Raw genomic sequence first — 24,923 nt, 5'->3', positions numbered from 1 at the left:
GGGGCGTCGCGGATACCGCCCGCGCCCTGCCGCGCTCGGCTGTCCCGGCTACACGAGGCTGTCCCGCCATGCCTGGTGCAGATCCGCGAACCTGCCCGTGTCCGCGATGAGCCGGGCGGGGCTGCCGTCCTCGACGATGCGGCCGTGCTCCATGACGAGGACCCGGTCGGCGATCTCGACGGTCGACAGGCGGTGGGCGATGACGACCGCCGTACGGCCGCGCAGGACCGTGTCCATGGCGCGCTGGACGGCCCGCTCGCCCGGCACGTCCAGCGAGCTGGTGGCCTCGTCCAGGATCAGCACCGCCGGATCGGCGAGCAACGCCCGCGCGAACGCCACGAGTTGGCGCTGACCGGCCGAGATACGGCCGCCCCTCTTGCGTACGTCCGTGTCGTAGCCGTCCGGCAGGGCGCTGATGAAGTCGTGGGCGCCGATGGCCTTCGCGGCCCGCTCGATGTCCTCGCGGGAGGCGTCGGGGCGGCCGATGGCGATGTTCTCCGCGACCGTGCCGGAGAAGAGGAACGCCTCCTGCGTCACCATCACGACCCCGCGGCGCAGTTCGGGCACCGAGAGCTCGCGCAGATCGACGCCGTCGAGGAGGACCCGGCCGTCCGTGGGGTCGTAGAAGCGGGCCAGGAGCTTGGCGAGCGTCGACTTGCCCGCGCCCGTGGAGCCGACCACGGCGAGCGTCTGGCCCGCCGGGAGGGTCAGCGAGAAGGAGGGGAGCACCTCGCCGCCGGTGCGGTATGCGAAGCGGACGTCGACGAAGTCGACCTCGCGGCCCGGGTGTTCGGAGGCGAGCTCCGGCAGCTCACGCGGCTGCGCGGGCTCCGGCACCGAGGGGACCTGGGCCAGCAGCCCCGCGATCTTCTCCAGGGACGCGGCGGCCGACTGGTACGAGTTGAGGAACATGCCGAGCCGGTCGATCGGGTCGTACAGGCGGCGCAGATACAGCACCGCGGCCGCCAGTATGCCCAGCGCCAGCGAGCCCGAGGCCACCCGGTAGGCGCCCCACAGCACGATCCCCGCGACCGCCGTGTTGGCGACGAGCCGGGAGCCGATGACATAGCGGGCCATCTCCAGGATCGCGTCGCCGTTGATGCGTTCGTGGCGGCTGTTGAGTACGTGGAAGTCCGCGTCGTTGACGGCCTCGCGGCGGAACGCGCGCACCGGCCTGATGCCGTTCATCGTCTCCGCGAACTTCACGATGACGGCGGCGATGGCGGTCGAGCGGCGGCCGAAGATCCGTCCGGCGCGGCGCTGGTAGAGCCGGATGAGGAGGTACAGCGGGACGAACGAGGCCACGGCGACCGCGCCGAGGCCCAGGTCGAGCCAGAGCAGCATCGCCGAGATGTAGACGAACGACAGGATGACGGTGATGAGCTCCTGGAGGCCCTCGCTGAGCAGTTCGCGCAGCGACTCGACATCCGTCGTGGAGCGCGAGATGAGCCGGCCCGAGGTGTAGCGCTCGTGGAAGTCGACGCTGAGCGCCTGCGCGTGCCGGAAGATCCTGCCGCGCAGGTCGAGCAGGACGTCCTGGTTGACGCGGGCGGAGGTGAGCACGAAGCCGTACTGGAGGGCGCCGGCCGCCACCGAGGCCAGGACGTAGGCGACCGCCACGGCGATCAGCGGACCGTGGTCGTCAGCGCGGAAGGCGGGTACGGCGCGGTCGATGGCGTACGCCACGAGGAGCGGGCCGGTTTGCACGGCCGCCTGTTGGAGCAGCAGCAGGACCGCCGCGAGGACGACGCGGGCCTTCATCGGCGCGAGCAGGGAGCGCAGGAGGGTGGCTGTCGCGCGCGGGGGAGCGGGGAGGGCGTCGCGGTCGAAGGGGTCGCCGCCGCCGTCCTTGCGCGGAGGGGTCGGCCGTTCCTCGTCGTCGGTCGGCGCGGTGGTCGTGGGCGCCGTCATCGGGTGTCCCCCTTGCTCGTCCCGGTCAGCTGGATCGGCTCCGTCGGCTCCGTCGGCTCCGCCTTCTCCATCGTGTCCGTCGGCTCGGCCGTTCCGGACATCAGCCAGGCGTACTCCGTACTCGTACGCAGCAGTTCGTGGTGAGTGCCGACGGCGGCGATGCGGCCCTCGGAGAGCAGGGCCACCCGGTCGGCGAGCATGACGGTGGAGGGGCGGTGGGCCACGACGAGGGCGGTCGTGTCGGCGAGGACGCGGCGCAGGGCCGCCTCGACCAGGGCCTCCGTGTGCACGTCCAGGGCCGACAGGGGGTCGTCCAGGACGAGGAAGCGGGGGCGTCCGACCACTGCCCTCGCCAGGGCGAGGCGCTGGCGCTGGCCGCCGGAGAGGCTGAGGCCCTGTTCGCCGACCTGGGTGTCCGTGCCCTGGGGCAGCGCGTGGACGAAGTCCGCCTGCGCGACAGCCAGGGCCCGGTTCAACTCGGCCTCGCCCGCGTGGTCCTCGGCGCCCATCAGGACGTTCTCACCCACACTGGCGGAGAAGAGGGTGGGGTCTTCGAAGGCGACCGCCACGAGTTCGCGCAGCGATTCCCGGGGCATCTCGGTGATGTCCACGCCGTCCAGGGTGATCCGGCCCGCCGTGACCTCGTGCAGCCGGGGGACGAGCGCGGTGAGTGTCGTCTTCCCGGTGCCGGTGCCGCCCACGAGAGCCATGGTCTCGCCGGGGCGGATGTGCAGGTCGATGCGGTCGAGGACGGGAGTGGAGCTGACCGGGGCGTCGGGGTAGCGGAACCGGACGGCGTGAAAACGGAGTCCGCTGGAGCCGGACTTGGGGGAGGGGGAGGGCGAGGGGGCAGACGAGGGGGAGGGCGAGAGGGAGGGCGAGGGGGAGCGACCGACGCCGGCGGTATTGACTCCGCCGGGCCGGGCCACCACCTCATCCGCCCGGCCGCCGCTGGACTCCGGCTCGGCGTCCATCACCTCGAAGTACCGCTCCGTCGCCGTCGCCGCCTCCTGGCTCATGGCCAGCAGGAACCCGATCGACTCGATGGGCCAGCGCAGCGCGAGAGCCGTGGAGAGGAAGGCGACCAGCGTGCCGGTGGACAACTCGCCGTCCGCCACCTGCACCGTCCCGAGCACGAGCGCCGCGCCGACGGCGAGTTCGGGCAGGATCGTGATGGCGGCGAAGATCCACGCGAGCAGGCGCGCCTTGGCGAGCTCGGTGCCGCGCAGGGTGCGGGAGAGGTCCCGGAAGGCGAGGGCCTGGCTGCGGTGGCGCCCGAACCCCTTGATGATCCGGATGCCGAGCACGCTCTCCTCGACCAGCGTCGTCAGATCGCCGACCTGGTCCTGCGCCTGCCGAGCCACCTTCGAGTACCGCTCCTCGAAGAGCCAGCAGACGACCATCACGGGCACGGCGGGAGCGAGCAGCACCAGCCCGAGCGTCCACTCCTGGGCCAGCATGATGACGAAGCCCACCAGAATCGTCACGGAGTTGACCAGCAGGAACGTCAGCGGGAAGGCGAGGAACATCCGCAGCAGCATCAGATCCGTCGTGCCGCGCGACAGCAACTGGCCGGAGGGCCAGCGGTCGTGGAACGCGACGGGCAGCCGCTGCAGATGCCGGTACAGATCCGCCCGCATCGACGCCTCGACCCCGGCGAGCGGCCGGGCCACCAGCCACCGCCGCAGTCCGAAGAGCACCGCCTCCGCAAGCCCGAGGAGCAGCAGATACAGCGCCCCGAGCCATACCCCGCCCGTGTCACGGTCGGCCACCGGCCCGTCCACGATCCACTTCAGAACGAGCGGAATCACCAGCCCCGTACACGAGGCGGCGACCGCGACGACGGCCGCCGTGAGGAGTCTGGCGCGCACGGGCCGCACATACGGCCACAGGCGCAGCAGACTGCGTACGACGGAACGGCCCTTGGCAGGCTCGGTTTCTTCGGCTTCCCCGGTGGGCGCAGGTGTGGTCGGCATCAGCAGTGAGCCTACGGATCGCCACTGACAACGCCCACCGAGTTTTGGCCGGGCCGGGGTCCGTCTCTGGTCCTACGACCTGTGCGTTCGAGGGTCGTACGCGCGGGACGTCTTCGAAGCGGGTGAGGGAAACACGCCGGAACTCATCGGCGAACTCACCTCACCCGCAGCAGCAGAACCGCCCGCGCCGGTACCGTGATCGACGCCCCCGCCCGGTGCACCACCCCGGGTGTCTCCCCCTGCTCCTCCCTCGACGTGTCGACGACGACCTCGTAGTGGTCCGCCCATGGCGGGCCGGGCAGGAGGAAGCTCGCGGGGCGGTCGCCCGCGTGCAGGACCGCCAGGAAGCTGTCGTCCGTCACCGGTACGCCCCGTGCGTCCCGGCCGGGTATGTCCCGTCCGGACAGGTACATGCCGAGCGTCGCCGCTGGCGCGTACCAGTCCCCTTCCGTCATCTCCGTGCCGCGGGCCGTGAACCACGCCAGGTCCCGCAGCCCGTCGGCCGAGTGGGCCCGGCCGGAGAAGAAGGCCCGCCGGCGCAGTACGGGATGGGCGTGGCGGAGGGCGATCAGCCGGGAGGTGAGGTCGAAGACGGCCCGCCAGTCGGGGTCGTCCAGCAGGGACCAGTCGAGCCAGCTGATCTCGTTGTCCTGGCAGTACGCGTTGTTGTTGCCCCCCTGGGTCCGCCCGAGCTCGTCCCCCGCGACCAGCATCGGCACACCCGTGGACAGCAGCAGGGTGGTGAGGAGGTTGCGCAGTTGACGGCGACGCAGGCCCCGTACGCGGGCGTCGTCCGTCTCGCCCTCCGTCCCGCAGTTCCAGGCGCGGTTGTCGTCCGTGCCGTCCCGGTTGCCCTCGCCGTTGGCCTCGTTGTGTTTGCGCTCGTACGACACCAGGTCCCGCAGGGTGAAGCCGTCGTGGGCCGTCACGAAGTTGACCGAGGCGTACGGCCGCCGCCCGCCCCACGCGTACAGGTCGCTCGACCCCGACAGCCGGTACCCGAGATCCCGTACGTCCGGCAGCGCGCCCCGCCAGAAGTCCCGTACGGCGTTGCGGTAGCGGTCGTTCCACTCGGTCCAGAGCGGCGGGAAGGCGCCTACCTGGTAGCCGCCGGAGCCGACGTCCCACGGCTCGGCGATCAGCTTCACCCGGCGCAGTACCGGGTCCTGGGCGATGACCGCCAGGAACGGGGACAGCATGTCGACGTCGTGCATGGAGCGGGCCAGCGCCGCCGCCAGGTCGAACCGGAAGCCGTCCACCCCCATCTCCGTCACCCAGTAGCGCAGCGAGTCCGTGATCAGGCGCAGGACGTGCGGCTGCACCACGTGGAGCGTGTTCCCGCAGCCCGTGTAGTCCGCGTACCGCCGGGCGTCGCTCTGCAGCCGGTAGTAGCCGCGGTTGTCGATGCCGCGCAGCGACAGCGTGGGGCCCAGCTCGCTCGCCTCCGCCGTGTGGTTGTAGACCACGTCGAGGATGACCTCGATGCCGGCGGCGTGCAGCGCGCGCACCATGCGCTTGAACTCGCCGACCTGCTGGCCGTTGGTCCCGGAGGCCGCGTAGCCCGCGTGCGGGGCGAAGTAGCCGATCGAGTTGTAGCCCCAGTAGTTCTTCATGCCCCGGCGCAGCAGATGGTCCTCGTGCGCGAACTGGTGCACCGGCAGCAGCTCGACCGCCGTCACACCCAGTCTCACCAGGTGCTCGATCGCCGCCGGGTGCGCCAACCCCGCGTACGTGCCCCGCAGTTCCTCCGGGATGTCCGGGTGCAGCTTCGTGAAGCCGCGTACGTGCAGCTCGTAGATGACCGAGTCCGCCCAGGGCGTCTTCGGGCGGCGGTCGTCCGTCCATTCGTCGTCGGGCGCGTCGTCGTGGACGACGACACCCTTGGGGACGTACGGAGCGGAGTCCCGGTCGTCGCGCACGGTGTCCGCGACCTGCTGCTGGGGCCAGTCGCGCACATGCGCGTACACCTCGGGCGGCAGCGTGCCGTACTCGTCCTGTCCGGCACCGTCCACGGCACGGGCGTACGGATCGAGGAGCAGCTTCGCGGGGTTCCAGCGGGCGCCGGTCCACGGGTCCCAGCGGCCGTGCACCCGGAAGCCGTACCGCTGCCCGGGACGTACGCCGGGCACGAAGCCGTGCCAGATCTCGTGGGTCAGCTCGGTGAGGGGGACCCGGGTCTCGGTACCCGCGCCGCCCTCACTGCGGTCGTCGTCGAAGAGGCACAGTTCGACGGACTCGGCGCCACCCGCCCACAGCGCGAAGTTGGTGCCCGAGACGCCGTCGGGCCCGGTCCGGAAGCGCGCCCCGAGCGGGGTCGGCGTACCTGGCCACACGGGGACGGCCGGCGCGACGCGCGGGCTGCCGTTCAGCACGGGAGCGTGCTGCGCGGGCAGCCCGACATCCGGGGCGCGCCCCTCCTGCACTGCCTCCTGCTCGGCTGCGCTCGACACCTCACGGCCTCCTGCGGCTCGATGGGATCGACGCGCGGAGAGTACACGGCGTCCCGGCCGCGGCTCTCCGTCGCGTCGTCCTTCCCACTGTTCTGCCCAGCGTCGGGCTCGCACTCACGTTTCCCCAGGAGAGGGCTGAGCGGCGGTGGAGAACGGGGGCACGCCGCAAGGCCGCCCACTTCCCCGGGGCCGCTTCGTCGTTGGGTCCCACGTGATGCACGCACAGACGCGCGCGGGGCGCGCAGGGGCCGCTCTGGCCGCCGTACTGACCTGGACGGGGCTGCTGGCCGGAGCCGCGGGATGCACCTCGCACGGCATGGACAGGATGCTCGGCAAGGCCCGTGCGCCCGAGGACACGATTCGTGTCTCACCGGACGACGGCAGCAAGGCCGTACGCCCTGAGCAGGGTCTGAGGGTACGGGTGCCCGCCGGGCGCCTGGAGTCGGTGAAGGTCGTCAGGTCCCAGGACGCGCAGCAGTTCCCGGTACCGGGCAGGATCGACGACGACGGCATGACCTGGCGGCCCGACGACCCCAAGCTCGTCCTGGCCGCCAGGTACTCGGTCGACGCGGTCGCGCTCGACGGCCACGGCCGACGGGTGGCCCGGCACGCCACGTTCACGACGCACGTCCCCGACAAGCGCTTCATCGGATACGTGATGCCGGAGAACCGCTCCACGGTCGGCACCGGCATGATCGTCTCGCTGGACTTCAACCGCTCCATCGAGAACCGGGCGGCGGTCGAGCGCGCCGTCCGCGTCACCTCCGAACCGGCGGTGGAGATCGCCCCGCACTGGTTCGGCGAGGGCCGTCTCGACTTCCGGCCCGAGGAGTACTGGGAGCCGGGCACGAAGGTCACCGTCGCGCTGCGGCTGCGCGACGTCGCGGCGGCCCCGGGCGTGTACGGACTGCAGGACAAGACCTTCTCGTTCACGGTCGGCCGCAGCCAGATCAGCCTCGTCGACGCCGCCGCCCACACCATGGAGGTACGCCGCGACGGCGCACTCCTGTCCACCGTGCCGATCACCGCGGGCGCCCCCAAGAGCACGACGTACAACGGGAAAATGGTGGTCACCGAGATGCTGGAGGTGACTCGGATGAACGGCGCGACGGTCGGTTTCACCGACGCCGACGGCAAGGGCGAGTACGACATCCCGGACGTCCCGCACGCGCTGCGCCTCACCACCTCCGGGACCTTCCTGCACGGCAACTACTGGGCGCGGGGCGTCTTCGGCGCCGCCAATGTCAGCCACGGCTGCGTGGGCCTGCGCGATGTGAAGGGCGGCAGTTCCGCGACACCGGCGGGCTGGTTCTTCGACCGCACCCTCGTCGGTGACGTCGTCGAGGTCGTGAACAGCAGTGACAAAAAGGTCGCTCCCGACAACGGCCTCGGCGGCTGGAACATGGGATGGAACGCCTGGAAAGCGGGATCCGCGGTGAAGTAACACGACATAGGGGTACGCACATACCGACGTAGGGGTACGCACATCATGTGGGTAGGCGGCGCGGCGGGCCGTTGCAGTTTGGAACTGAAAAGTGACAATCGGGGGAGGGCAACTCGCCTGGCGGTGTGATTAATTAGCGCGATACACGCGTGTGACGTGGCTGTGAGCTGCGAGCTCTCGCCATGGACCAGGGCGTCACGGGGCGACATGGGTGACCGTGGGCGCCGTCGATGGGGAGTGCGGGCCTGACCAGGCCGTGCGAGGGGAGAGCGAACTTGAACGTGCGTCCGATATCGGGGGCGTCGGCCGGCGCGCGGACACGCAGGGGAAGCAGAGGCAACAGGGGGAGCAGGGGGAGAGGGATCCTGGCGCTGGTGCTCGGGGTCCTGCTGCTCGTCGTGACCGCGTGCAGCGGTGGCGGGGACTCGGATTCCGGGTCCGGCTCGGGGAAGGGCAAGGACAAGGACTCCGGCCAGGCGGAGACCAAGGTTTCGCAGGCGGTCGTGACCATCGCCCCGAAGGACGGCGCCGGCGCCGTGAAGACCAACGGCGCGCTCAAGGTGACAGCCGCCAAGGGCAAGTTGACCGAGGTCAAGGTCGAGGACACCAAGGGCAACCCGGTCGAGGGGAAGATCACCGACGGGGGCGCGAGCTGGACGCCTGCCACGCATCTCGCCCTGTCCACCAAGTACAAGGTCCACGCGGTGGCCAAGGACTCCAAGGGCCGTGAGGCGGCCGAGGAGTCCGCCTTCACCACGCTGACTCCGAAGAACACGTTCGTCGGCATCTTCACGCCCGAAGACGGCTCGAAGGTCGGTGTCGGGACGACCTTCTCGCTCAACTTCACCCGGGGGATCACGCATCCCGGGGACGTCGAGAAGGCGATAGACATAAAGACCGAGCCGGCGGTCGACGTCGAGGGTCACTGGTTCGGCAACGACCGTCTCGACTTCCGCCCCGAGAAGTACTGGAAGCCCGGTACGAAGGTCACCGTCAGCCTCGATCTCGACGGCGTCGAGGGCCGGCCAGGTGTCTACGGCAAGCAGGTCAGGACCGTGAAGTTCACGATAGGCCGCAGCCAGGTCTCCACCGTCGACGTCAAGACCAAGAAGATGACGGTCAAGCGCGACGGCAAGGTCATCAAGACCATCCCGGTGACCACGGGCAAGCCCGGCTACGAGACCTGGAACGGCCAGATGGTCATCACCGAGCGCCACCGGGTGACCCGGATGAACGGTGAGACGGTCGGGTACGGCGGCGAGTACGACATCAAGGACGTGCCGGACGCGATGCGGCTGACCACGTCGGGCACCTTCATCCACGGCAACTACTGGGCCGGCGGCGCCTTCGGCAACTACAACGCCAGCCACGGCTGCATCGGCCTGCGCGACCAGCGCGGCGGCGGCGACCGCGGTGCGCCGGCCGCGTGGTTCTTCGACCGCTCGATCGTCGGTGACGTGGTGGTCGTGAAGAACTCCAAGGACCGCGTCGTGGACCCGGACAACGGGCTCAACGGCTGGAACATGTCGTGGGAGAAGTGGAAGGCGTGACCCTCCGGGGACGAGGGCGGAGCCGCTGACCGCGGCTCCACTTCCCCGAGACCGTACGGCCCCGGTGTGCCGCTCTGTGACGGAGCACACCGGGGCCGTTGTCGTTAGCCTTCGTTAACCTGCCCTCATGACTGTGCCTCTCGAATCCGTTCGTCTCGAAGTCGCCGAAGGTGTCGGCACGATCCGTCTCGACCGCCCGCCCATGAACGCGCTGGACGTCGCCACGCAGGACCGCCTCAAGGAGCTCTCCGAGGAGGCCACGCGCCGCGAGGACGTGCGCGCGGTGATCCTCTACGGCGGGGAGAAGGTGTTCGCGGCGGGCGCGGACATCAAGGAGATGCAGGCCATGGACCACGCGGCGATGGTCGTACGGTCCCGGGCCCTGCAGGACTCCTTCACCGCCGTGACCCGCATCCCCAAGCCGGTCGTCGCCGCGATCACGGGCTACGCGCTGGGCGGGGGCTGCGAGTTGGCGCTCTGCGCCGACTTCCGTATCGCCGCGGACAACGCGAAGCTGGGCCAGCCGGAGATCCTCCTCGGGCTGATCCCGGGCGCGGGCGGCACCCAGCGCCTGTCCCGCCTGATCGGCCCCTCCAAGGCGAAGGACCTCATTTTCACCGGCCGGATGGTCAAGGCCGACGAGGCCCTGACGCTCGGCCTGGTGGACCGCGTCGTACCGGCCGACGAGGTGTACACCGAGGCGCACGCGTGGGCCGCGAAACTCGCGCAGGGTCCCGCGCTCGCGCTGCGTGCCGCCAAGGAGTCGGTCGACGCGGGTCTGGAGACGGACATCGAGACCGGGCTCGCGATCGAACGCAGCTGGTTCGCGGGGCTGTTCGCGACGGAGGACCGGGAGCGGGGGATGCGGAGCTTCGTGGAGGAGGGGCCGGGGAAGGCGAAGTTTCTCTGACGGGGGCGGTGGGCGCGGCCGGCAGCGGTCGGTGGGTGTTGTTGGCCGCTGTGTCCGCGCGTGCTGCCGCAAAGGGTTACGGGTGCCGCTGGCAAGGGGTTGCGGGTGCCGTGAAAGTCACGCCCCAAGTTCCGCTGATCCACTTGCAGTTGACGCGATGTCTTACCCGCGTCCCTCGAAGGGGCGGTTTATCGGAGCCTTAAGGCAGTCTTAAGGGTGTCTTGTCGGGGGAGGCGGGCGATTGCCCCGGACAGGGCTGTTCTTGCAGGTCGGATGGGCTGCGGGAGCGGTTGAACTGCCTGGGGCATATGTCAAACGAATCCTGCGGAATGGAGGGTTCCGGGGGGCGTATTCCTCCGGAACGCCCCCAACAGGGCCTCTGGGCGGCCATGATGGGGGCATGGCGGGGCTGGATGGTATCGAACAGCCGCGGCGGCACGGCAGTGCGACCGCGGCGCGCTGGTCGCCCGCGGTCGAGGACGAACACGCGCTCAAGGCGCTGGAGTTGTTCGGCAATCCGACCGAGGGGGAAGTGCCGTTGCCGTCCCGGCCCGAGTCAGCGGCGGCCGCGCGTCGGCTCGCGCAGGTTGTGGTTCTGCGCCACTGGGGGCTCTCGCCGAAGATGACCGAGGATGCGGTTCTACTGGTCTCCGAGTTGGTGGGCAATGCCGTGCGGCATACGGGTGCGCGGGTGTTCGGCCTGCGTATGCGGCGGCGGCGGGGCTGGATCCGGGTCGAGGTGCGGGATCCCTCGCGGGGGCTTCCCTGTCTCATGCCGGTCCAGGAGATGGACGTCAGTGGCCGCGGCCTGTTCCTTGTCGACAAGCTCTCCGACCGCTGGGGCGTGGACCTGTTGCCTCGCGGCAAGACGACGTGGTTCGAGATGCGGGTGGCGGACCGCTAGGTTTGCGCCCCCGCCGTCTACCCCCAGCCGGGCCGCTACTCCCTCGGTCACACGGGCATCTTCCGCTGAGACGGCCGAGGCAACGTCCGTAGCCGGACACGCCGCCGTACGAGTGAAGCTCCACGGCCCGCCCCCACAGAACCGAGATCGTGCTCCTCATGATCTCAACTCGCCTGCGGCGGCGGGCCGCCGCCGTTGTCCTGTCCCTCTCGGCCGTCTTCGCGACGTCCGCGGCGACGCTCCCCGCCGACACCACGACGAAGGCACCCACGGCCTTCGCCGCGAAGGCCGCCGCCCCCACCTGTCCCCAGTTCGCCGACCCCGTCCACGCCGCCGCGGACCGCCGTGTGGAGGTCGACCGCATCACGCCCGAGCCCGTCTGGCGCAAGACCTGCGGCACGCTCTACCGCAGCGACGGCCGCGGCCCCTCGGTCGTCTTCGAGCAGGGCCTCCACCCCAAGGACGTCATCGACGGCCAGTACGACATCGAGCAGTACGTCCTGGTCAACCAGCCCTCCCCGTACGTCTCCACGACGTACGACCACGACCTCTACAAGACGTGGTGGAAGAGCGGCTACAACTACTACATCGACGCCCCCGGCGGCGTGGACGTCAACAAGACCATCGGCGACACCCACAAGTGGGCCGACCAGGTCGAGGTCGCCTTCCCCGGCGGTATCGAGCGGAAGTACATCATCGGCGTCTGCCCGGTCGACAAGAAGACCAAGACCGAGATCATGAGCGACTGCGAGAGCAACCCGCACTACGAGCCCTGGCACTGAGCCCCGGTCCCCGACCTGACCTCTGAAGTCGGCCCGCCGCTCCAGCCCTACGGGGCGATCAGCAGTGCCTCCGCCCCGACCGGGCGGAACCCGGCCGCCTGGAAGGCCCGTACGCTGCGGGCGTTCCCGGCGGCCTGCTGCGCCCAGACCGGCTCGCCCCCGCTCAGGTGCCGCGCCGCCACCGCGAGCGCGCGCCCCAGCCCTCGGTGCCGTACCCCCTCGGCCACCTCGATCGCGGCCTCCAGCCGCCCCGCGACGCCGCGCCCCAGGACGAGTACGCCGCCGTCGGCGGCCCACACCCGCACGTCGTCCCGCCGCTCGCGGGCCCGGCTGACCCGGGGATGGCCGGGATCGTAGAGTTCCGTCAGCCTCAGCGGCGGCGGGCCGGTCAGCGGCGCGGCGACCGTCAGCAGATCGATCGTGTCCGTCGTACGCCCCGTACGCTCCATGAACGCCGCCAGGAACCGCGGGTTCATGGTCGCGGCGAGCGGATCGCAGTCGGCCCCGGCCAGCGTTTCGCGAACCCACCCTTCCCCCTCGTCGGTGAAGACGACGGAGTGTGCGGTGAAGGCGATGACCCCGGCGTCCCGGTGAGCGTGCTGCGGCACGACCGTCGTACCGCCGTCAGGGGGCGGGAAGACTCCTCGCGCCGCCGCGTCGAGAATGTCCCGCAGCGTGCCGGCCACCGCGCCGCCCCTTCCCTCGCCCGTCACTTGAGTCTCCACCCACTGGAAGGCCCAGACTCCACCCATGATCGACGACGGCACCCGGCTGCTCACCATCGGGCAGCTCTCCCGGAGCACCGGACTGCCGGTGCGCACCATCCGCTACTGGTCGGACGCGGGCGCCCTGCCGCCCGTGACCCGCTCCGAGGGCGGCTACCGGCTGTACGACGCCGGGTCCGTGGCCCGCCTCGAACTGACCTTCGACGGCCTCGACACCGCGGACCCCGACATCCGCACCCGCATGCGCTTCGGCGTGCCCGATCTGCCCGACGACCCCACCATCGAGCAGGTGGACGCGTGGGTCGAGCTCGCCGAACTGATGCGGGACACGGACTTTCGCGCGCGGATGCGGAGGGCGGTCGAGTTCAACGTCCCGGACCGGGGGCCCGAGTGGCCGGCCGGTACGTCCCTTTGGTTCATGAGCCGTCTGGTGCAGCTCGCCGGCGAGGTACAGGAGCGGGGGCTCGCGCCGGACGCCCCGGAGGCCGCCACGGTCCTGGCCGAGCTGCTCGGCGACGCCGACCGGTCCGCCGTACTGGAACGCATGGTGTCGGCGAGCCACGTCGAACTCGCCCGCTTCCGGGAACTGCTGGCACTCGTGCGGGGGACCGAACCGCTGCCCACGCACCGGGAGGAGTTCGCGTGGGTGGTCACCGCGCTCCGCGCTCAGTTGGCCGGCGCTGCTGACACTGGGGGACAACCCCCAGACCCCCGGCCGGAAAGACAACCCGTACCCTGACCTCGTCAATAGCACAGCAAGAAGGGGCGGGTCCGGTGGCGGACATCGAGGAAGCACGCAAGGCGTTCGAGCGTATCGACGTGGACGGGGACGGCTACGTCACCGCCGCCGAGTTCAAGAAGGCCCTGGCCCAGGGCGGCGACTGGAACGTCACCGAGTCCGTGGCCGAGGCGGTGATCGCCTCCCAGGACCTCAACGGCGACAAGCTGCTGTCGTTCGACGAGTTCTGGTCCCACCTGAACAAGTAGCCCGAACAAGCAGCCAGACAAGTAGCCCGAACACGAGGGGCGCTCCGGCCGGACGGGCGGGGGCGCCCCTTTGGCACGCGGCGGGCGGCTGGACGCGTCAGGCGGCCCCGGCCCATTCGCGCAGAGCGGCCTTGCTGGAGAATTCGGCGACGTTCTTGTCGAGCGGGTCGTCGGTGTACTGGTGGAAGCGCCACGTGGCCTGGATGCGGGGCTTGCCCGCGGTGACGTAGTCGGCGATCCAGAGACCGTCACCGGCGTACGAGGTCGTGTCGACGTTCAGCCAGTAGTTGCGGTTCGCGTACAGGATCACCCGGTTGTTCGGCCGGAGTTCCTTCACCTTGCGGATGAAGCGGTCCTTCTCGGCGTTGCTCGCGTGGGTGCCGTCGCTGGTTGTTTCCCAGTCCACGGCGAGGATGTCGCCCGCCCTCTCCGGGGCCTTGCTGACGAAGTACTCGGCCTGGGCCGTGAGGTTGCCCGGCCAGAGGAAGTGGTAGAAGCCGACCACGCACTCGGCGTCGCGGGCCCGCTGCGTCTGCGCGCCCAGCTTCGGGTTGACGTACGTGCGGCCTTCCGTGGCCTTGACGAAGACGAAGGACAGGCCTTCGGTGCTGTACGAGGACGACTGGTAGGCACTGACGTCGATGCCGCGCAGCATGGTGGTTCCTCCGTGCGGTGGGGGACGGGTCGCTGGTGCCGCCTGTGGGGGGCCAACTTCCCTTGACCTTCCCCCACTTCGCCCGTCCCACCCCAGGCATTCGACGATGTTCACCGTCGGCACGCCCCGAGCGGAAGCCGGTCCCCGCGTCTGAGACAGCTGACGATCAGCGACCTCTCATCACACCAACCGAAACGGCAGGGTCAGCCGTGCTTCTTGCTTCTGATCTCGACGGACTCGTCGACGGCGCTGCACTGGGCGTTCGTGCCGCCTTCGTCCAGGGTCAGGGAGTTGGTGTTGCCGCAGGCGTTGTTCTGGCGGCCCTCCTGGGCGATGTTCTGCTGCGTCAGCTCGGCGGTGCTGTCGCCGCCGTCGGCTTTGGCGCCGCCGCCGTGGGTGGCGGTTCCCTTGCTCACCGAGCCGTCATGCGTCGCGCAGTGCGCCTTCGCCTCCCCAGAAACGGAACCGACGTTGGCATTGCCGCAGGCGTTGTTCTGCCGACCCTCCTGCGCGATGTTCTGCTGGGTCGAGGACAGCTGGCTGTCGCCGCCGTCGGCTTTGGCGCCGCCGCCGTGGGTGGCGGTTCCCTTGCTCACCGAGCCGTCATGCGTCGCGCAACCGGCTTCGGTGTCACCGGGGAGGCCGACGTTGTTCATGTTGCCGCAGGCGTTGTTCTGCCGGCCCTCCTGGGCGGTGTTCTGCTGGGACGCGCCCAGGGTGCTGTTGCCGCCGTCGGCTTTGGCACCGTCGCCGTGAGTGTCGGTTCCCTTGCTCACCGAGCCGTCATGCGCCGCGCAGCGGACTTCCGTGGTCCCGCTAAGGGTGCCGTTGTTCAGGTTGCCGCAGGCGTTGTTCTGCCGCCCCTGCTGGGCGGTGTTCTGCTGGAAAAGGTATCCGCTACCGCCGGTGGCCTGTGCGGGGCCTGCGTGGGTGACGGTTTTCTTGCTCACGGATTGATCGCGCGCTGCGCAGTTCGTGTCCGTCTCGCCGTCGTAAAGGCCGCTCTCGATCGAGTTGCCGCAGGCGTTGTTCTGCCGGCCGCGCTCGGCGGTGTTCTGCTGCAGGGGCACGCCGTCGCCTGCGGTGGCTTGGGCGCCGTCGCCGGTGGTCAGGGTGTCGGTGCTGTGCGAACGGGCGGACGTCGAACAGTCAGTTGTGATCTGGCCGCTGCCATCGAGGACCCCGGAGCCGGTCAACCGTTGGGAATCGCCGCAGGCATTGTTCTGGCGGCCGTCCAAGGCGGTGTTCTGGTCGAGGAGGCCGGCCGCTCCAGAGCCACCACCGGCGTCGGCGCCACCGTCCGGCAGGGGCGCACCCATGCTCGTACCCGTGGAAACCAGCCCGGCGAGCACCAAGGCCGCGAGTGCGGACCTCCCAGTCATGCGCCGTACCGCATTGGTCATCGTGCAATCCCCTTGGATGAACGTTCATGGGCAACTACCCATCACTTCTTGCGTCTGCCAACGCACGGTGTGGTTGCGGGACACGTAAGCGATCACAACTTCGCCCGAACGCCCGGCATCTGTCGGCACCACGTGGGCCGCCCGAGTGACAGGCAGGCCGGGTCCGTGCCCCCAGGGCTTCCGGCTGGTTGAGCAGACTCGTGGTATCGGTGACCGGACCCCCGAACGGCGGAGAAAACGATGAGGCTGATCGGCAAGGCGGCGCTGCTGGCCATGGCTGCCAGTACTTTGCTGGGCGCGAACGGTGGAGCGGCACACGCGAACGGCGAGCCGTTCACCACCGCACAGGACGGCGAGCAGAACCTGGACTGTGGCGACAGTCATGAGCTGGTCACAGTCAATGTCGCGCGGACCATCAGGCGTGAGCAGACATGCACTGAGCCCGGCAGCCGTGACGCTGATGCCTCCGCCGTTGGCGGCACGGTTCTCGGCCCGCAGTTCACCACGGCACAGTCCGGCAAGCAGAACCTGAACTGCGGCAACTCCGCAGACGTACTCACCCTCAATGTGCTCAGCACGGTGGAGGAGGAGACCACCTGCCGGATCGTGGACAGCTCGCAGGATCTCCCTGGCCGAGCCCGCGGCCGCCATGCCGGTCCGGTGGAGGAACCGGGACTTGGTGGCGCGTCCGCCGTCGGCGGCACGGCCCTTGGACCGCAGTTCACCACGGCGCAGAGCGGCAAGCAGAACCTGAACTGCGGCAACTCCGCAGACGTACTCACCTTCAATGCCCTGAGCACCGTCAGGAGGAGGACCAACTGCGAGGCCGTGGACCGGTCCAGCGGGCACGCTTTCCCCGGCGCCCATCGCCGGGGCCAGGCCACGGCCGTGAACGGCACCGCAGCAGGACCGCAGTCCACCACGGCGCAGAACGGCAAGCAGAACCTCCACTGCGGCTCCGACAGCGACCTGATTGTTCTCACCGTCCCCCAACCCGACGAGCCCGGACTGGGCGGGCTCGACAAGAGCACCGACTGCCGCGCCGTCGACAGCTCAACGACCTGGCACTGAGTCAGGCCGGTGGGAAGAGCCGGGTCAGGACATCCGAAGACAGACGAACAAGGCTCGCCGCTGATGCCGTCGCGGGTGATGACGTCCAGTCAGCGCATCTTTCTCGCATGGGTGTCAGTCGACGCAGGCTGTGATTGCGGAAGAACTGACCGCAGCCAGTACCAGGCCGCTACGCAGTCAGCGCGGTGACGCGTGATGGGGCTGCCGATGACGCCGTCGCCGAACCCGACCACGTCCCCCTGCCACCCGATCCCCGTATTCCGGGTGGTGAGTCCGGCTGCCGCAAGCGCGGCCTCGCCCAGTTCCATCACGATGCCCCTTCGGCGTAGGAGTTGCTCGGAATCAGATGCCGGGGGCCGGGAGCCGGGTGTAGGTGAGCGCGTTGGTGGTGCCGGCGGGGGTGGTGGCGGTGATGCTTACCGGCCCTTCGGTGCCCGCGGGGGCCACGGCGGTGATCTGGGTCGGGGAGATCACCGTGAACGACACGGGGGTGGCGTCGAACCGGACCTCGGTGGTGACGGTGAGGTTGGTGCCGGTCAGGGTGATGACCGTGCCGGGGTACGTCGGCCCCTGGTCGGGGACCAGGGAGATCAGCGTGGGCGGTGCGAGGTAGACGTAGCCGGTGGTATTGCTGGTGCCGCCGGGGGTGGTCACGGTGACTGCCGCGGCGCCGGCCGCATGGGGTGGCGTCACCGCGGTGATCTGCGTGGCGGAGTTGACGGTGAACGATGTCGCGGCCACCCCGTCGAAGCGGACCGCCGTCGCGCCGAGCAGGTCGGCGCCGGTCAGGGTCACCGTCGTGCCGCCCGCTGTGGTCCCGGAGGCAGGGGCGACGGCGGCCAGGGAGGGCGAGGCGGCGTAGTAGAAGTACGCCTGAGGGTTGTCGGTATTGCTGGTGCCGCCGGGGGTGGTCACGGTGACTGCCGCGGCGCCGGCCGCATGAGCCGGGGCCACCGCGGTGATTTGCGTGGCGGAGTTGACGGTGAACGACGTCGCGGCCACCCCGTCGAAGCGGACCGCCGTCGCGCCGGAGAGATTCGTGCCCGTCAGCGTGACCGTGGTCCCTCCGGAGACCGGCCCTTGGTTCGGCGACAGGCTCGAGAGGGAGGGCGCCGGTGTGGTGACGTAGGCGAAGGTGGCCGTTTGCGTACTGGTGCCCTGAGTGGTGGTGACGGTGACGTTCACCGTCCCGGTGCCGGACGGGCTGACCGCCGTGATCTGTGTGCTGCTGTTGACGGTGAACGACGTTGCGGGTTTGCTGCCGAACCGGACGGCTGTCACGCCGGTGAAGCTGGTACCGGTCACGGTCACGGTGGTACCACCGGAGGCCGACCCCTGGTTGGGACTGACCGAAAGGACGACAGGGGCAGCCATGGCTCTACTCCTTGGGCAGGAAGGAAAGGTGCGGGTGCCCTGGCTGACATGACGGCAGGGCGGGTGGCGGTCTTCGTAACCCCCGAGGGCCGGGTCCCGTTTCGGGGGGATCTCGATCCGCCTACGGCAATGGTCGGGCTCATGTCGCGACTGGGGATGCGTGTGCAATGCACGGCGGCCGCCAGCCGGCAGCGGGATGAGGCCCGTCCGGGCGGAGGGGGACTGCCGCCCGGACGGGGTTCCTTGCCTTCGCTGAGTGAAGGTCCGGCGAAGGGGTCAGATGCCGGGGCCGGCGACGTACGTGAACGCGCCGACCGCGGTGTCGGACCCGCCAGGGTTGGTCACGATCACGTCGACCGCGCCTGCGGTGCCGGGCGGGGTGACCGCCGACAGCGTGGTGGCGTTGATCACCGAGAACGGCGCCGGGGTGCCGTCAAAGGTGACCGAGTCGGTGCTGTTGAGGTTGGTGCCGGTGATGGTCACCGCCGTGCCGCCCGAGGTCGGACCCGAGGTCGGGTTGAGGGCGCCGATCGTCGGGGTGTCGACGTAGGTGTAGGTCAGGCCGTTGTTGGTGCCGCCCGCAGTGGTGACGCTGACCGACACCGACCCGGCCGCCGCCCCGGCCGGCACCGTGACGCTGAGCTGGCTGTCAGAGTTCACCGTCGGAGTGGCGGTCACGGCGCCGAAGGACACGCTGGTGGCCGTCGACAGTCCGGTGCCGTTGATGGAGATGGTGTTGCCGCCTGCCAGCGCCCCGGAGGTCGTTTCCAGCGACGACTTGAACGGAGCGCCGACGTAGAAGTACGACAGCGGGTTGCTGGTCCCGCCGGGAGTGGTCACGGTCACTCCGACCGTGCCGCTTCCCGAAGGGGAGACGGCGGTGACCTGGGTCGGCGAGACCTGGGTGATGCTCGTCGCCGACTTACTGCCGAACTTCACCGCGCTGGTGCCGGCCAGGTTCGTTCCCGTGACGGTCACCAGCGTTCCACCGCCGGTGGAACCCTGATTCGGAGAGATAGGCATGAGGTACTCCTCGCTGATTGATGGGGACATGCGAGGAACCGGCGAGGGGGACCTGACCACCGGCTGCCGCGTCGTCGGGCCGAGCCACAGGCAAGGGGACAAGCCTGCTCTCTTCCCGGCCTCTTCAGGCGCCGTCAGTACGGCCGGGCCCAGGGCGAATGGAGAGATGCCCGCCTTGCACGCCGGCAGGAGGGGCAGCAGGCTGTGCCATCTCCTCTGGGCAAGGAGAAAACCGGCAAAGGCTGCCTGTCTCAACATTCCCCCGGCACGGGATGGGCAGCCCGCCGGTTCGCATTCTCAGTGACCCACAGGCCCAATCAAGTGACAAGAGGCCGTCAACTCGCATCACCCGAACGGAGTAGCCCCGGTAACCCGTGGCGGAGCGACCCCCACTGGGCCGAGACCGCTGTTCACCTGGCAGAACAAGTCGTTCTCAAGGGCTACTGAAGACTCAGGTCTGCGGCAGCGATCTGATTTCCAACGATCACGGGGCAAACGGCGATTCGGTGATTGATGGCATCCCGATCCGACATCCCGTCAGCACGCAGAGAAGCGATACAACGTGAAACTGGCCGCTTCCGTCACCCATTCGAGTGACCAGCGCGGTCTGCTTCTTGCCGTGCGGACGCGAGCGGTGGGTCACTGTGCGTGTGGCGTTCGTGGGCTGCCCATCCCCACGCCGGTGCTTCTTCTCCGGCATTTGCGGAAGGTGGGTCATGACCACGACATCAATCAGACTCCAGCAAGCCCGGCCCGGCCGCTGCCGCGCCGGCGCCGGCCGTCTCCATCCTCCCGGTCCGTAGGACCCCACGGGACATTGCCGTCGGGCCCGTCGGACGGCGGCCGTTCGTCGCCAACTCCGGCACGGGCAAGGTCAGTGTCACCGACACCGGCAGTCCGGCGGTCACCACCATGCTCGGCCCGGCGGCCGTCCCCGCAGGAGTGGCCTCGGCGCCGGAATCGGTGGCCCCGGTGCGGTGGCGGTGCTGCATCCCGGGGCGAACCAGCACGGCGAACTCAGGCCGTCCTCCTCTCCGCCGGGGGATGAGTACATGCAGGGATCCCAGGCGGTCGATCAGCTCCAGAGCCACATCCCCGACCTCCACCGAGATCCCGGCCGGCCGCTGGCATACGGGAGCTGCTGAATTCCTGCTCAAGCCGATTCAAGAAACTCACTGGAAAAGGTTTTCACCTCTCGCACCCGCCGGGCTTCGGTACTGAGGAGTTTCCCGGCCCGCTGCGGAATTTCGTGTTTCGCCCCCTGAAGAGCGGACTGGCGTAGCTCCCACCGCGCGGGGTGAGCCACGCTCAAGAAATGACGATGCTGCCTCAAGCCCTCTTTCACCCGGCAGTTACCGGGCCTGTGGGGCAGGAACGACACCTCCGCCACCTTCCCGAGAGAGGTTCTGCCATTCTGTGCCGCAACGGATGGAGCGAGCACGGCCTGGGGAGACGCGTCAGCCGGTGCCGCGAACGGCACCGGCTGAGCGGATCCAATTTCTCTCCGAGGGTGCCCATCGCGGTATGCCGGAACGTCACCCGAGATTTCCCGGGAAATCCGCGGGCAGCCCGCCTGCCGCATCCCTCGGCGAGAATGGGCGGCCCACCGGTTGGATCCATGCCAGTAATCCACTTCCACGCCAACAGCGGCAAGTGCCTCTGGGACATGTCACACGAACGGCTCAACGCACTATGCGCGCCCCCATCCGCTCGGGAGTGTGGGTTTCTGGAAGTCCCCGGCAGTGGTGGAGGGTTGATTGTGCGCGTGGGCGTGCCCCCTGGACATCACCGGCTGGAACAGTCTTCCTTTTCCGTGGGGTCTCCGCGGCCTACCGTTGGTCTGCGGAGACCGCCCATCCGCTCCCACCGGGGACGACGCCGTCGTAAGCCCGCCAAGTCCAGGCGACCGACCCCCTCCTCGGCCTCTCCTGACCAGCACTCACACAAGTTCAAAAAACTGTGCAACAGCCCTGCTTCGTACCCGGCGGACTGGCTGCCTCGGTATGGCCCGCACATGGCCAGGTTGCTCCGTTCCCGCTCTCCCTACCTTCACGGAAAGGCGAACTCCCGTGCCGCAGTTCGCCGACTGGGACAAGGAGGGGCACCGTACATGCACACTGAAATCGGCAACCTGCCCTGGGCCTTGTTCCTGTGGCCACTCGACACCATCCAGGTGGCGGCGGGAGAGGGCGAGTCGGCTCAGAACTCTTCGTCCGGTCCCGAGGGGCCCGGGCCGGTGCTGGAGCGGATGGAGATCAGCGGTCTCAGCACGACGTGCCGGGGAGCGGCGCCGGGGTCGTCCAGCCGCTCCAGCAACAGCTCGACGGCGACCCGGCAGATCTCATCGATCGGCTCGTCGGCCGCGGTGAGCGGCGGGGTCACCGCCGCCGCCCAGGGCCCGCACACCAGGCCGAGGACCGAGAAGTCACGCGGCACGACGCGACCCGCACGGGTCAGTCCTCGGTAGATGCCCCCCAGGGACGCCTCGTTCATGGTCACCAGCGCGCTGGTGGCCGGGTCGTCCTGCAGGATCCGTCGAAGGCACGCCTCGCCCTCGGTGTCGTCGTCCCCGCAGAGATACCCGCGCCCGGTGAGCCCCAGCTCCGCCACGCCCTCGTTGAACCCTTCGAGCCCACGGTGCGCGGACTCGTACCCGCTCTCGAAGAACTCCTGCGACCGGTTGACGAAGGCGATCCGCTGGTGGCCCAGGTCGGCCAGGTGCCGCACGCAGGCACGGCTGAGGGCCACCCAGTCCATGTCGACCCACCAGGTCTTGTCCAGGCCGGACTGTCCGATGGTGACGAAGGGGAAGCCCAGCTCGATGAGGTGGGTGGCCCGGGCGTCGTCCAGCTGGATCTCCATGAGGATCAGCCCGTTCACGCGGCGTCCGGCCAGGATCCGCTGGAACGGCGGGTCGCCGACCTCTCTGCCGGTGGTGAGCAGCAGGTCGTAGTCGTACGCCTGGGCCGTCTCGGCCACGCGGCCGACGAACTCCAGCTGCGTCGGCGTGTAGTGATCGCCGGCCGGCGGGAAGACGAGGCCGAGCGCACGGGTCCGGCCGTTCGGCCCGGTCCCCGCGGTGGCGTCGTGGTTCACCGGATTCCTCCTGCGTGGCCCGTCGGTAGGAGTTGCTCGGCCCAGATGGTCTTGCCGCTGGTGGTCTGCCGGGTGCCCCAGCCCTGGGTGAGCTGGGAGACCAGGAGGAGTCCGCGGCCGCCCTCGTCGAAGGTGCGCGCGCGGCGCAGGTGGGGGGCGGCGCTGTTGCCGTCGGAGACCTCGCAGATCAGGGTGCGGTCGCGGATCAGCCTCAGCTGGATGGGGGCCGAGCCGTAGCGGATGGCGTTGGTGACGAGTTCGCTGACCACCAGCTCGGTGATGAACCCCACCTCCTCCAGCCCCCAGGCCTGGAGCTGGCGGGAGGCCTGGAGCCGGGCGTCGGCGACGATCTCGGGGTCGGCCGGCAGGCCCCAGGTGGCGACCTGGTCGGTGTGCAGGGCCCGGGTACGCGCGACGAGCAGGGCGACATCGTCGGCGGGGCGGGCGAAGCGGGAGGGGGAACCCCCCGGCCGGAGGCCCGCGGAGGAGGCGGACGGGGGCTCACCCACTTGAACGGTCTGGCTCAGGTGAATGGCCTCACCCACTTGGGGGGCCTCACCCGCTTGAGCGGGCTCACCCGGTTGCAGGGCCGCGGCGGGCAGCAGCGCGTCGATCAGGGTGTCGCAGGTGACCTCCAGCGAAGGGGACGGGCGGGCCAGGGCCTGACACAGCCGGTCGAGGCCCGCGTCGATGTCGCGGTCGCGGGCTTCGATGAGGCCGTCGGTGTAGAGGGCGATCAGGCTGCCTTCGGCCAGTTCCAGTTCGGTGGCCTCGAAGGGCAGACCGCCCACGCCCAGCGGAGGGCCCGGGGAGAGGCTGACGAGGGTGACCGAGCCGTCGGGGTGGAGGACGCCGGGCGGGGGGTGGCCGGCGCTGGCGAGGGTGCAGAGGCGCGTGACGGGGTCGTAGACGGCGTACAGGCAGGTGGCGCTGATCCCCTCGGCGTCCTGGGCATCGGCGGGGGCAGTGCCGTCGCCGGGGTCGGTCGTGCCGTCGTCGTCGGCGGTGAGGTGGGTGACCAGGTCGTCGAGGTGGGTGAGGAGCTCGTCGGGCGGCAGGTCGACATCGGCGAGGGTCCGTACGGCCGTACGGAGGCTTCCCATGGTGGCGGAGGCGCGGACGCCGTGGCCGGCCACATCGCCGACGACCAGGGCGACCCGGGTTCCGGACAGCGGGATCACATCGAACCAGTCGCCTCCCGCACCGGCCTCGGAGCCGGCCGGCAGGTAGCGGAAGGCGGCCTCGACGGCCGCCTGCCCGGGGAGTGCCCGCGGCAGCAGGCTGCGCTGCAGTGTGAGGGCGGCGGTGTACTCGCGGGTGTAGCGCCGTGCGTTGTCCACGCAGACCGCCGCCCGGCCGGCGAGTTCCTCGGCGAGGACCAGGTCGTCCGGCTGGAAGGGTTCCGGACGCAGTCGGCGCCAGAAGACGGCCACCCCGAGTGTGATCCCGCGGGCTCGCAGCGGCACCGCCATGCCCGAGTGGACGCCGGCGTGGTGGACACCCGCGCTCCTGACGTCGTTTTCCTTGATCCACCGGACGAAGTCGGGATCCTCCAGCCCGCTCAGGAAGGGGCGGCCGGCGGCCAGACAGCGGGCCGGCGGTGAGTACGCCGGGTAGGTGTCGACCGCGCCCAGGGCGACGGCGGCCTCGGGGACGCCCGCCACGGCGGACCGGTGCGCGACCCTGCGCAGTACGACGGCGGCGTCGATGGGCTCCGCGGTCGGTTCCTCCCCCTTGAGGACCGAGTCGAGCAGGTCCACGCTGACGAAGTCGGCGAGCCGCGGCACCACCAGCTCGGTCAGTTCCTGGGCGGTGCGCACCACGTCCAGGGTGGTACCGATGCGGGTGCCGGCCTCGTTCAGCAGCGCCAGCCGCTGCTGGGCCCAGTACTGCGCGCTGCTGTCGAACGATGCCGTGCTGACGCCGCGCACCCGGCCCGAGGGATCCTTGACCGGCCACATCTCGATGTTCCAGGCACGACCGCCGAAGTCGCTGTCGTAGCTCGTCGGTGTCCCCGTCTCGGCCACCTGGCGCAGGTGGCGCAGGAACCCCCGGGTCGCGACGTTGTCGGAGACGGTGTCCGGATACCGCCGTCCGTGCAGCTGCGCCGCCGTGGTTCCCAGCATTTCGCACGCGATGTCGTTGAGGCGCTGATATCGCAGCTCGGCGTCGAACGTGGCCAGGGCGACCGGTGCCTGCGTGAACGACAGCTCCAGCAGCCCTCGCTCGTCCGCTTCCCTTTCCCCTTGCGCTTCCTTGTACTCGTCCCCGTCTCGGCCTCGGTCCCCGTTCCTGATCGGCTCCGGTGCGAAGGCCACGACGAACCCGTTGGCCTTGCCCTCGCCGTCCAGTGACGGGTAGGCGCGCAGGCCCAGATGGCGTCGGCTGCCATCCCGATGGCGGAGGGCGGCCGTCCCGCTCCAGGGCCCCACCCCGGCCAGGGCTGCCCAGGCCGCGTCGGAGGGGTCCGCGGCGAGCAGCTCGGTGACGTCGCGCCCCACGACGTCCGTGGCGGGATGGCCCAGCAGGCGCTGTGCACCGACGCTCCAGCCCGTCACGATGCCCTGTCGGCTCACCGTTGCCGTGGCCAGATCGGTCATGGGCTCATGGTCATGGGGCGACTCGAGCACAGCTTTGTCACGGCGTGCCATCGTTGCTCACC

General features: G+C 69.9%; 18 protein-coding genes. 8 read left to right on the top strand and 10 right to left on the bottom strand.

The genetic code is table 11. The features are described 5' to 3' along the window. Positions 1-48 precede the first annotated feature (48 nt). The 3 genes from OHA11_RS13170 to glgX form a co-directional block, all read right to left on the bottom strand. The gene (locus tag OHA11_RS13170) at positions 49-1,911 is read right to left on the bottom strand and encodes an ABC transporter ATP-binding protein (protein WP_266495646.1); all 1,863 of its coding nucleotides are present in this window, start codon (positions 1,909-1,911) and stop codon (positions 49-51) included. Then, positions 1,908-3,887 carry an ABC transporter ATP-binding protein gene (locus OHA11_RS13165; protein WP_266495643.1) on the bottom strand — a complete coding sequence of 660 codons (1,980 nt, stop codon included), beginning with the start codon at positions 3,885-3,887 and terminating at the stop codon, positions 1,908-1,910. The genes OHA11_RS13170 and OHA11_RS13165 overlap by 4 nt, the downstream gene beginning before the upstream one ends. A 155-nt stretch (positions 3,888-4,042) precedes the next feature. Continuing rightward, on the bottom strand, positions 4,043-6,337 hold the full coding sequence (gene glgX / locus OHA11_RS13160; protein WP_266495640.1) for a glycogen debranching protein GlgX: 2,295 nt from the start codon (positions 6,335-6,337) through the stop codon (positions 4,043-4,045). Positions 6,338-6,548: 211 nt separating this feature from the next. On the opposite strand from glgX, the gene OHA11_RS13155 reads away from it, so the two are divergent. From OHA11_RS13155 to OHA11_RS13135, 5 genes are all read left to right on the top strand, one after another. Next, positions 6,549-7,781, top strand: coding sequence for an Ig-like domain-containing protein (locus OHA11_RS13155; RefSeq protein WP_266495637.1), 1,233 nt, complete (start codon positions 6,549-6,551; stop codon positions 7,779-7,781). Positions 7,782-8,056: 275 nt separating this feature from the next. Then, positions 8,057-9,331 (top strand): Ig-like domain-containing protein, encoded by a 1,275-nt coding sequence (locus OHA11_RS13150; RefSeq protein ID WP_266495635.1) that lies wholly within the window; start codon positions 8,057-8,059, stop codon positions 9,329-9,331. Between the two features lie 127 nt (positions 9,332-9,458). Next, positions 9,459-10,241 (top strand): enoyl-CoA hydratase/isomerase family protein, encoded by a 783-nt coding sequence (locus tag OHA11_RS13145; protein ID WP_266495632.1) that lies wholly within the window; start codon positions 9,459-9,461, stop codon positions 10,239-10,241. Positions 10,242-10,641: 400 nt separating this feature from the next. Then, positions 10,642-11,145 carry an ATP-binding protein gene (locus OHA11_RS13140; protein ID WP_266495629.1) on the top strand — a complete coding sequence of 168 codons (504 nt, stop codon included), beginning with the start codon at positions 10,642-10,644 and terminating at the stop codon, positions 11,143-11,145. Between the two features lie 158 nt (positions 11,146-11,303). Then, entirely contained in the window at positions 11,304-11,927 is a 624-nt protein-coding gene (locus OHA11_RS13135) for an ADP-ribosyltransferase (RefSeq protein ID WP_266495626.1), read from the top strand. Between the two features lie 47 nt (positions 11,928-11,974). Here OHA11_RS13135 and OHA11_RS13130 read toward each other — a convergent pair whose 3' ends face one another. Further along, a complete protein-coding gene (locus OHA11_RS13130) occupies positions 11,975-12,613 on the bottom strand; it encodes a GNAT family N-acetyltransferase (RefSeq protein ID WP_266507125.1) in 639 nt (212 codons plus the stop codon). Between the two features lie 64 nt (positions 12,614-12,677). Between OHA11_RS13130 and OHA11_RS13125 the strand changes: the two genes are divergently transcribed. Continuing rightward, positions 12,678-13,391, top strand: coding sequence for a MerR family DNA-binding transcriptional regulator (locus OHA11_RS13125; protein ID WP_266495623.1), 714 nt, complete (start codon positions 12,678-12,680; stop codon positions 13,389-13,391). A gap of 35 nt (positions 13,392-13,426) precedes the next feature. Beyond that, the gene (locus tag OHA11_RS13120) at positions 13,427-13,639 is read left to right on the top strand and encodes an EF-hand domain-containing protein (RefSeq protein WP_189843688.1); all 213 of its coding nucleotides are present in this window, start codon (positions 13,427-13,429) and stop codon (positions 13,637-13,639) included. Positions 13,640-13,736: 97 nt separating this feature from the next. On the opposite strand, the gene OHA11_RS13115 is transcribed toward OHA11_RS13120, so the two are convergent. Both OHA11_RS13115 and OHA11_RS13110 read right to left on the bottom strand, forming a co-directional pair. Beyond that, complete coding sequence (locus OHA11_RS13115; RefSeq protein WP_266495611.1) at positions 13,737-14,294, bottom strand: glycoside hydrolase family 25 protein; 558 nt, start codon at positions 14,292-14,294, stop codon at positions 13,737-13,739. 203 nt (positions 14,295-14,497) lie between these two features. Further along, positions 14,498-15,697 (bottom strand): hypothetical protein, encoded by a 1,200-nt coding sequence (locus OHA11_RS13110; RefSeq protein WP_266495609.1) that lies wholly within the window; start codon positions 15,695-15,697, stop codon positions 14,498-14,500. A gap of 240 nt (positions 15,698-15,937) precedes the next feature. Between OHA11_RS13110 and OHA11_RS13105 the strand changes: the two genes are divergently transcribed. Continuing rightward, positions 15,938-16,768 (top strand): hypothetical protein, encoded by an 831-nt coding sequence (locus OHA11_RS13105; RefSeq protein ID WP_266495607.1) that lies wholly within the window; start codon positions 15,938-15,940, stop codon positions 16,766-16,768. 342 nt (positions 16,769-17,110) lie between these two features. On the opposite strand, the gene OHA11_RS13100 is transcribed toward OHA11_RS13105, so the two are convergent. The 4 genes from OHA11_RS13100 to OHA11_RS13085 all read right to left on the bottom strand — a co-directional run bounded on the left by OHA11_RS13100 (position 17,111) and on the right by OHA11_RS13085 (position 24,861). After that, on the bottom strand, positions 17,111-18,142 hold the full coding sequence (locus OHA11_RS13100) for an IPT/TIG domain-containing protein (RefSeq protein WP_266495604.1): 1,032 nt from the start codon (positions 18,140-18,142) through the stop codon (positions 17,111-17,113). A gap of 276 nt (positions 18,143-18,418) precedes the next feature. Continuing rightward, the gene (locus tag OHA11_RS13095; protein WP_266495602.1) at positions 18,419-19,165 is read right to left on the bottom strand and encodes an IPT/TIG domain-containing protein; all 747 of its coding nucleotides are present in this window, start codon (positions 19,163-19,165) and stop codon (positions 18,419-18,421) included. 2,199 nt (positions 19,166-21,364) lie between these two features. Beyond that, positions 21,365-22,261: a LacI family DNA-binding transcriptional regulator gene (locus tag OHA11_RS13090; RefSeq protein WP_266495599.1), complete on the bottom strand. Its 897-nt coding sequence runs from the start codon at positions 22,259-22,261 to the stop codon at positions 21,365-21,367. Next, positions 22,258-24,861 carry a SpoIIE family protein phosphatase gene (locus OHA11_RS13085; protein WP_266495596.1) on the bottom strand — a complete coding sequence of 868 codons (2,604 nt, stop codon included), beginning with the start codon at positions 24,859-24,861 and terminating at the stop codon, positions 22,258-22,260. The genes OHA11_RS13090 and OHA11_RS13085 overlap by 4 nt, the downstream gene beginning before the upstream one ends. Positions 24,862-24,923 lie beyond the last annotated feature (62 nt).

The organism is Streptomyces sp. NBC_00878, assembly GCF_026341515.1.
Classification (GTDB): Bacteria; Actinomycetota; Actinomycetes; order Streptomycetales; family Streptomycetaceae; genus Streptomyces.
Note: the sequence above shows the minus strand (reverse complement) of the source record. Positions and strands in the feature narration are given on the sequence as shown.

What these genes read in the sequence shown, in the direction of transcription:
- OHA11_RS13145 (WP_266495632.1), top strand. Translation starts at nt 9,459, where the DNA reads ATGACTGTGCCTCTCGAATCCGTTCGTCTCGAAGTCGCCGAAGGTGTC.
- OHA11_RS13100 (WP_266495604.1), bottom strand. Translation starts at nt 18,142, where the DNA reads ATGGCTGCCCCTGTCGTCCTTTCGGTCAGTCCCAACCAGGGGTCGGCC.
- OHA11_RS13085 (WP_266495596.1), bottom strand. Translation starts at nt 24,861, where the DNA reads ATGACCGATCTGGCCACGGCAACGGTGAGCCGACAGGGCATCGTGACG.
- OHA11_RS13105 (WP_266495607.1), top strand. Translation starts at nt 15,938, where the DNA reads ATGAGGCTGATCGGCAAGGCGGCGCTGCTGGCCATGGCTGCCAGTACT.
- OHA11_RS13095 (WP_266495602.1), bottom strand. Translation starts at nt 19,165, where the DNA reads ATGCCTATCTCTCCGAATCAGGGTTCCACCGGCGGTGGAACGCTGGTG.
- OHA11_RS13115 (WP_266495611.1), bottom strand. Translation starts at nt 14,294, where the DNA reads ATGCTGCGCGGCATCGACGTCAGTGCCTACCAGTCGTCCTCGTACAGC.
- OHA11_RS13110 (WP_266495609.1), bottom strand. Translation starts at nt 15,697, where the DNA reads ATGACCAATGCGGTACGGCGCATGACTGGGAGGTCCGCACTCGCGGCC.
- OHA11_RS13170 (WP_266495646.1), bottom strand. Translation starts at nt 1,911, where the DNA reads ATGACGGCGCCCACGACCACCGCGCCGACCGACGACGAGGAACGGCCG.
- OHA11_RS13165 (WP_266495643.1), bottom strand. Translation starts at nt 3,887, where the DNA reads ATGCCGACCACACCTGCGCCCACCGGGGAAGCCGAAGAAACCGAGCCT.
- OHA11_RS13140 (WP_266495629.1), top strand. Translation starts at nt 10,642, where the DNA reads ATGGCGGGGCTGGATGGTATCGAACAGCCGCGGCGGCACGGCAGTGCG.
- OHA11_RS13135 (WP_266495626.1), top strand. Translation starts at nt 11,304, where the DNA reads ATGATCTCAACTCGCCTGCGGCGGCGGGCCGCCGCCGTTGTCCTGTCC.
- OHA11_RS13125 (WP_266495623.1), top strand. Translation starts at nt 12,678, where the DNA reads ATGATCGACGACGGCACCCGGCTGCTCACCATCGGGCAGCTCTCCCGG.